The 5,335-nt window shown below is 48.8% G+C and carries 4 protein-coding genes; 3 read left to right on the top strand and 1 reads right to left on the bottom strand.

Annotation, left to right across the window (positions count from 1 at the left end; translation table 11 throughout):
• On the bottom strand, nt 1-1,605 hold a 1,605-nt coding region (locus HN413_05600), incomplete at its 3' end, for a recombinase family protein (GenBank protein ID MBT3389867.1).
• A 602-nt stretch (nt 1,606-2,207) separates the two neighbouring features.
• On the opposite strand from HN413_05600, the gene HN413_05595 reads away from it, so the two are divergent.
• From HN413_05595 to HN413_05585, 3 genes are read left to right on the top strand one after another with little or no spacing between them, the layout of a single operon-like run.
• Nucleotides 2,208-3,515: a DegT/DnrJ/EryC1/StrS family aminotransferase gene (locus tag HN413_05595; protein ID MBT3389866.1), complete on the top strand. Its 1,308-nt coding sequence runs from the start codon at nt 2,208-2,210 to the stop codon at nt 3,513-3,515.
• A 3-nt stretch (nt 3,516-3,518) separates the two neighbouring features.
• Nucleotides 3,519-4,631 (top strand): hypothetical protein, encoded by a 1,113-nt coding sequence (locus HN413_05590; GenBank protein MBT3389865.1) that lies wholly within the window; start codon nt 3,519-3,521, stop codon nt 4,629-4,631.
• Between the two features lie 5 nt (nt 4,632-4,636).
• Nucleotides 4,637-5,209 (top strand): GNAT family N-acetyltransferase, encoded by a 573-nt coding sequence (locus tag HN413_05585; GenBank protein MBT3389864.1) that lies wholly within the window; start codon nt 4,637-4,639, stop codon nt 5,207-5,209.
• The last annotated feature ends 126 nt before the right edge of the window (nt 5,210-5,335 follow it).

The raw sequence follows: 5,335 nt of genomic DNA, 5'->3' as shown, positions 1-5,335 counted from the left end.
GAGATAGTCTGTACGCAAATGACAAAAGCGTGTGTTTTCACCATTGGGGCTGGTTGGGATGACATAGCGGATTTCAACTTTTTCGTCATCTACGATCACTCGATCAATAAGCAATTCTACCAGTTGCCTACGCTGTTCAAAATTCAAATTATCCAAGGTTGGTTGGATACGTTGGCAAAACTCCTGGATGTTGTTTGCCAGTGCCAGGGTCTCAATTTGCTTTTTGGCTTTATGTTCCAGCTGCCTCAATTGTTGCTTGAGACCATTTTGGGTTCGAACCAGTTCCTGGCGCTTTCGCTCAAATTCGTCTCGCATGATGATTTCGGCCAGATACACTTCTAGGAGGCGTTCTTGTTGACGTTCCAGGCGCGCCAGGGCTTGACGGACAGTATTGCGTTTCGCTTGTAGGGCTTGCGGCAACCATTCCCCAGCCTGGGCGCGTTCCAGTTCGTGGGTAATCAAGTCTGGGCTGGCTACAATACAGCAGAGATCCTGCCAGACGAGTTCATCCAATGCCTGGGAAGGCACATAACGAGCGATGCAACGTTCGCCCTTGGCGGCTCGATGAACATCAGTTCTTCCCCGGCATTTGTAATAGTGGTATTTCCCTTGAGAACGGCCAGTAGACGACAAACGACATTGCCCGCAACTGACCAAACCCCGGAGAAGGTAATCGTGGCTCTTATTATTGCGACGTGCCATATTTTGGTTTTTCTCCAAACGAGCCTGTGCAGCTTCAAATATTTCTGGTTTGATGATGGCTGGCACAGCAACTTCAATCCACTCCTCCGGTGGTGTCGGTTGGGTGCTTTCACCCCGTCCCACCGGCAACAAGGCCGATTTGCGCTGTCGTGCAGGAACTGGACGGGTGCGCCCGCTGTAGGCTGTGCCAATATAGGTTGGCGAGCGCAAAATACCCCGAATAGTGGATGGGTTCCAGCGTTTTCCGCTTCTCGGTGCAGGGATTTGTTGTTCATTCAGTTGTTTGACAACCCAGTGCAGCGAGACAGGTGTTTCTGGGTCAGTATACCAGGCAAAGATTTGCTGAACCATGTTGGCTTTGACAGGATCAATGCGCACTCGACTAGGATCACGGGGTCGTTCCGGATCCAAAATATATCCATAAGGCGCTCGTGTCCACGGCAACAGAGTCCCAGCTCGCAGTTTCGCCTGCCGCCCGCGCCGCATCCGATCGGCGATCAGGTTGCGCTCATACTCAGCCACAGCCCCACGGATTTGCAGCAAGAGTTGATCATGGGGATCATCATCTTTCATCGGGCGTTCCAGAAACTGGATGTCACAACCCAAGTTGTTCAATTCTTCGATCAACAAAACCTGATGAACGTATTTTCGAGCCAGGCGATCCGGTGCGGTCACCAAAACCAACTCGAAAGCCGCCATGCTGGTAGCATCTCGCAACCGATCCAACCCTGGGCGATTGAGCTTGGCACCGGTATACCCATCATCCCGGTAAATATGCTCCGGGGCCAACTCCCATTCAGAATGCTGGGCTACGGCTTCTTGCAGACGCTCAATCTGTTGTTCAATGCTTTGACTTTGCATTTGACGGTTGGTTGATACTCGGGCATAGAGGGCGATCTTCATGGTCATTCTCCTGACTGGGGTTTCCCGTGGGTTGCTGGCCCACGGCTGGTTCCATCATCCAGCGCAGAAGAAACTGATAGGTGTAATCCCAGCGACGTTGTCCATCAGAATATTCTACGACTGTGCGACGAACTTGCCATTCTTTTTTCATACCTTCTCCTAAATATTCTTTGTCGTTTAGGAGAAGCGTATCCCAAGTTCTTATTTCCGCAATCGCAGTGGACGGCGCCACCATGTCAGTTGCAGTTGTCCCCTTCTTGTCAGGCAGAATTTGTCATTTGTGATCAGACCATTGAAGAAATGTTTGGCGATTTCAAAGGTAATGGCTTTGATCTCGAAAATACTCATTTGCGACATTTCTTACGCCTGTCTCGATTGACTTTGGCTGTGGTTTTGTTGTATGTTTGGTTACTCGCTTTTGGCTCGCACACAATAAAATCCGGACGACGACGTTTGGTTGATCGCAATGACCGGCGCGATTACAGCATTTTTCGTATTGGCAGAAATATGGTTGAACGCCATTTGACTAATGATCTCCCTCTTCAGATTTCGCTCATTCCTTATCGATAATCTCAAACTGTCAGGTGGCTAGGGATCAAAATATGAATAAATCACAGCTCGCATTATTCGGAGGGGCACCGCTCGTACATCAATCTTGGCCGGAAACAAATACAATTGGCGAAGAAGAAAAAAAATCTGTACTTCAGGTGCTTGATTCGGGAGTGCTGTCAGGATTTCGTGCGACCGCCGGAGATGATTTCGTGGGTGGCCCCATGGTGCGCCAATTGGAAAAAGATTGGGCCGCATTTTATGGAATGAAATATGCCATTAGTTTTAACTCGCTGACCTCGGGGTTGTTTGCTGCCGTAGGTGCGGTGGGTGTTGGGCCCGGAGACGAAGTTATTGTTTCGCCCTTCACGATGTCGGCTTCGGCTACGTGTGCTATCCCTTATGGTGCCGTGCCTGTTTTCGCTGATATCGACCCCAATACCTATTGCCTGGATCCCAAGTCTATCGCTGAGCGCATTACGCCGCGCACTAAGGCCATAGTGATTGTACACATTTTTGGCTACCCGGCAGATATGGATGCGATCATGGAGATCGCTGCGCAGTACAATCTAATGGTGATTGAAGATTGTGCCCAGGCCCCAGCAGGGAAACACAAAGGGAATTTTGTTGGCTCCTTTGGGCATATTGGCGGGTTCAGTTTGAATTATCATAAGACAATTCATTCGGGCGAGGGCGGCGTTATGGTGACGAACGACGATGATCTCGCACTGCGCCTGCGGCTGATTCGCAATCATGGAGAAGTGATTGTTGACGATCTGGAAGTAAAACGAATTGCGAATACGTTTGGCGGGAATACACGCATGACCGAATTAGAGGCCGCGGTTGCAATGGAGCAACTCAAGAAACTCGATTTCCTGACGGATTGGCGCATCCGTTTGGCAGGATACCTGGACGAAAAGATGGCAGCATTTTCGGGCATCACACCCCAGAAGCTTGTGCATACCCATGATAAACATGTATATTACTTCTACGTCATGCGCTATGATGCTGAAGTTACTGGTATTCCGCGCGATGCCTTCGTCAAGGCAGTTTGTGCCGAAGGTATTGATTTACATCAAGGGTATGTGCGGCCAATATATTGGGAGCCAATTTACCAACAAAAGATTGCTTATAGTAAGAACCAGTACCCTTTCGAATCTGAATTTTACGATGCTGTAATTGAATACCCCAAAGGCCTTTGCCCGGTTGTGGAACGCGTACATGCGGACGAGATTATCCACGGGAAATTTTGCCGCTGGCCGCTAAGTGAAGCGCATTTGGATCAGGTAGTGGCTGTATTTGAAAAAGTTTTAGCTCATAGTAACGAACTGGTTGCCAGCGGTGTCGATCATCAGATTTAACATATGAACACCATTCTTGCTGTAGCGCACGATCCTGGAGGGGCTGCAGCGTTGAAGCCGGTCTTACTGGCTTTAGGCAAGCGTTCTGACACTATACTAGTCACTCTGGTGCGGAACCGCGTATCATTTTTCGATGGAGTCGGAATTTCTATTGAGAATTACAAGCCAGGTGAGCTATCTTTTGCTCAGCTCTGCGAGTGGGCTTTTGCGCAACTAAATAAGTACGCTCCAGATTTGTTGTTGACAGCGACCAGTGGCAAGGCTTCGGTTGAAAGAGCCTTTATTCGAACAGCACACCAGCGCGGGATACCCTGTCTCACTGTGCTGGATTCGTGGACGAATTATATCCAACGTTTTCTTGAACCCGGTGAGACTAGATTATCCCTGTCGGTTTTACCAGACACCATTGCTGTGATCGATGATTTTGCAGCACAAGAAATGTATGCACTGGGTTTTCCGCAAGAAATATTGTGCATAACAGGGCAGCCCGCTTTGGACGAACTGTTTCGTTGGGGTCATTCGCCCGAGGCAAGACAGAGTCAAATCTTAATCAGACGACGTTATGGGTTATTCCCTGAAATTCCGTTGATCGTATTTATTTCCCAGCCTATCGAAGCCATGTATCCGCCAAATACCCCAGCTTATCGTGGATACACTGAGGTTGACGTGTTAAAAGATATTATGAAGGCAGTCTCCGCGCTATCTCCGCGGCCCTTTCTTCTCGTAAAGCCGCATCCCAAAGAAAATCACACAAAATTTATGCCTCTGTTCGAAGGAAATGCATCCTCCGCAATTGTATCGACCGAGAGTTCCACCGAGGCTTTAGTACAAGCCGCCGAATTGGTCATTGGGATGACCTCAATTGTTTTGGTGCAAGGGTTACTGCTGGGAAGAAAGGTGCTCAGTTATCAGCCAGATCTGGTGGGGCAGGATGCTCTTGTCACCAGCAGAATGGGTTTGAGCAAAACGCTGAGAGATCGTCCTGGTCTGCAAGAAACCCTCCGTTCAATGCTGGCAGGCGATGACGCTAGTCTGCCTGTTTTACCGGAAATCTGGCAGAGCGGACGCGCGGTTGATCGGATTTGTGATCTTGTTGATTTAAACCTATCGGAGTGATTATTATGCCAACCCCGTTTCTCGAATCGAGCGATATTTATCTGCGGCCATTAATGCCTGAAGATGCTGATGGGCCGTATGCATCCTGGTTTAACGATGCAGAAGTGTGTCGCGGCAACGCCCATCATCAATACCCCTATTCAAGAAAAGCGGCGCTGGAGTATATCCAATATGCGCAGAAATTTGAAATGGAATTGATTCTGGCCATAGTACAAAAAAGTGATCAGCGACATATAGGAAATGTCAATCTAAAAAAAATTAACGCTGTCACACGTAGTGCTGAATTTGCAATTGTAATTGGAGAAAAAGATTGTTGGGGGAAGGGTTATTCGAAGCAAGTCGCTCACCTCCTCTTGGGACATGCCTTTTTTACGCTTAATCTGAACCGGGTGTTCTGTGGCACCTTCGAAACGAATCACGCTATGCGTAAATTGGCAATCTCGGTGGGAATGCAGGAAGAAGGCCGCCGTCGTCAGGCGGCCTTCAAGAATAGTCAATATATTGATATCATTGAGTATGGAGTGCTGCGCGATGAATATCTTGGCAAATTTGGCGCTCTAGGAGAAGAACTAAAATGAAAACTATTGCCCTGATTGCCATCCGTCTCGGCTCCAGTCGCTTGCCGGGCAAAGGGAAGATGCCGGTTTTGGGGAAACCGGTGATTGAACGCATGATCGAGCGCATTCGTTGCTCGCGCCATATCG

This window comes from Chloroflexota bacterium, from assembly GCA_018648225.1.
Taxonomy (GTDB): domain Bacteria; phylum Chloroflexota; class Anaerolineae; order Anaerolineales; family UBA11858; genus NIOZ-UU35.
The sequence above is the reverse complement of the archived record's forward strand: the minus strand, read 5'-3'. Positions and strand labels throughout refer to the sequence as shown.

Excerpts from the sequence above, each read along its gene's own strand:
- HN413_05595 (MBT3389866.1), top strand. The coding sequence starts at position 2,208 with ATGAATAAATCACAGCTCGCATTATTCGGAGGGGCACCGCTCGTACAT.
- HN413_05590 (MBT3389865.1), top strand. The coding sequence starts at position 3,519 with ATGAACACCATTCTTGCTGTAGCGCACGATCCTGGAGGGGCTGCAGCG.
- HN413_05585 (MBT3389864.1), top strand. The coding sequence starts at position 4,637 with ATGCCAACCCCGTTTCTCGAATCGAGCGATATTTATCTGCGGCCATTA.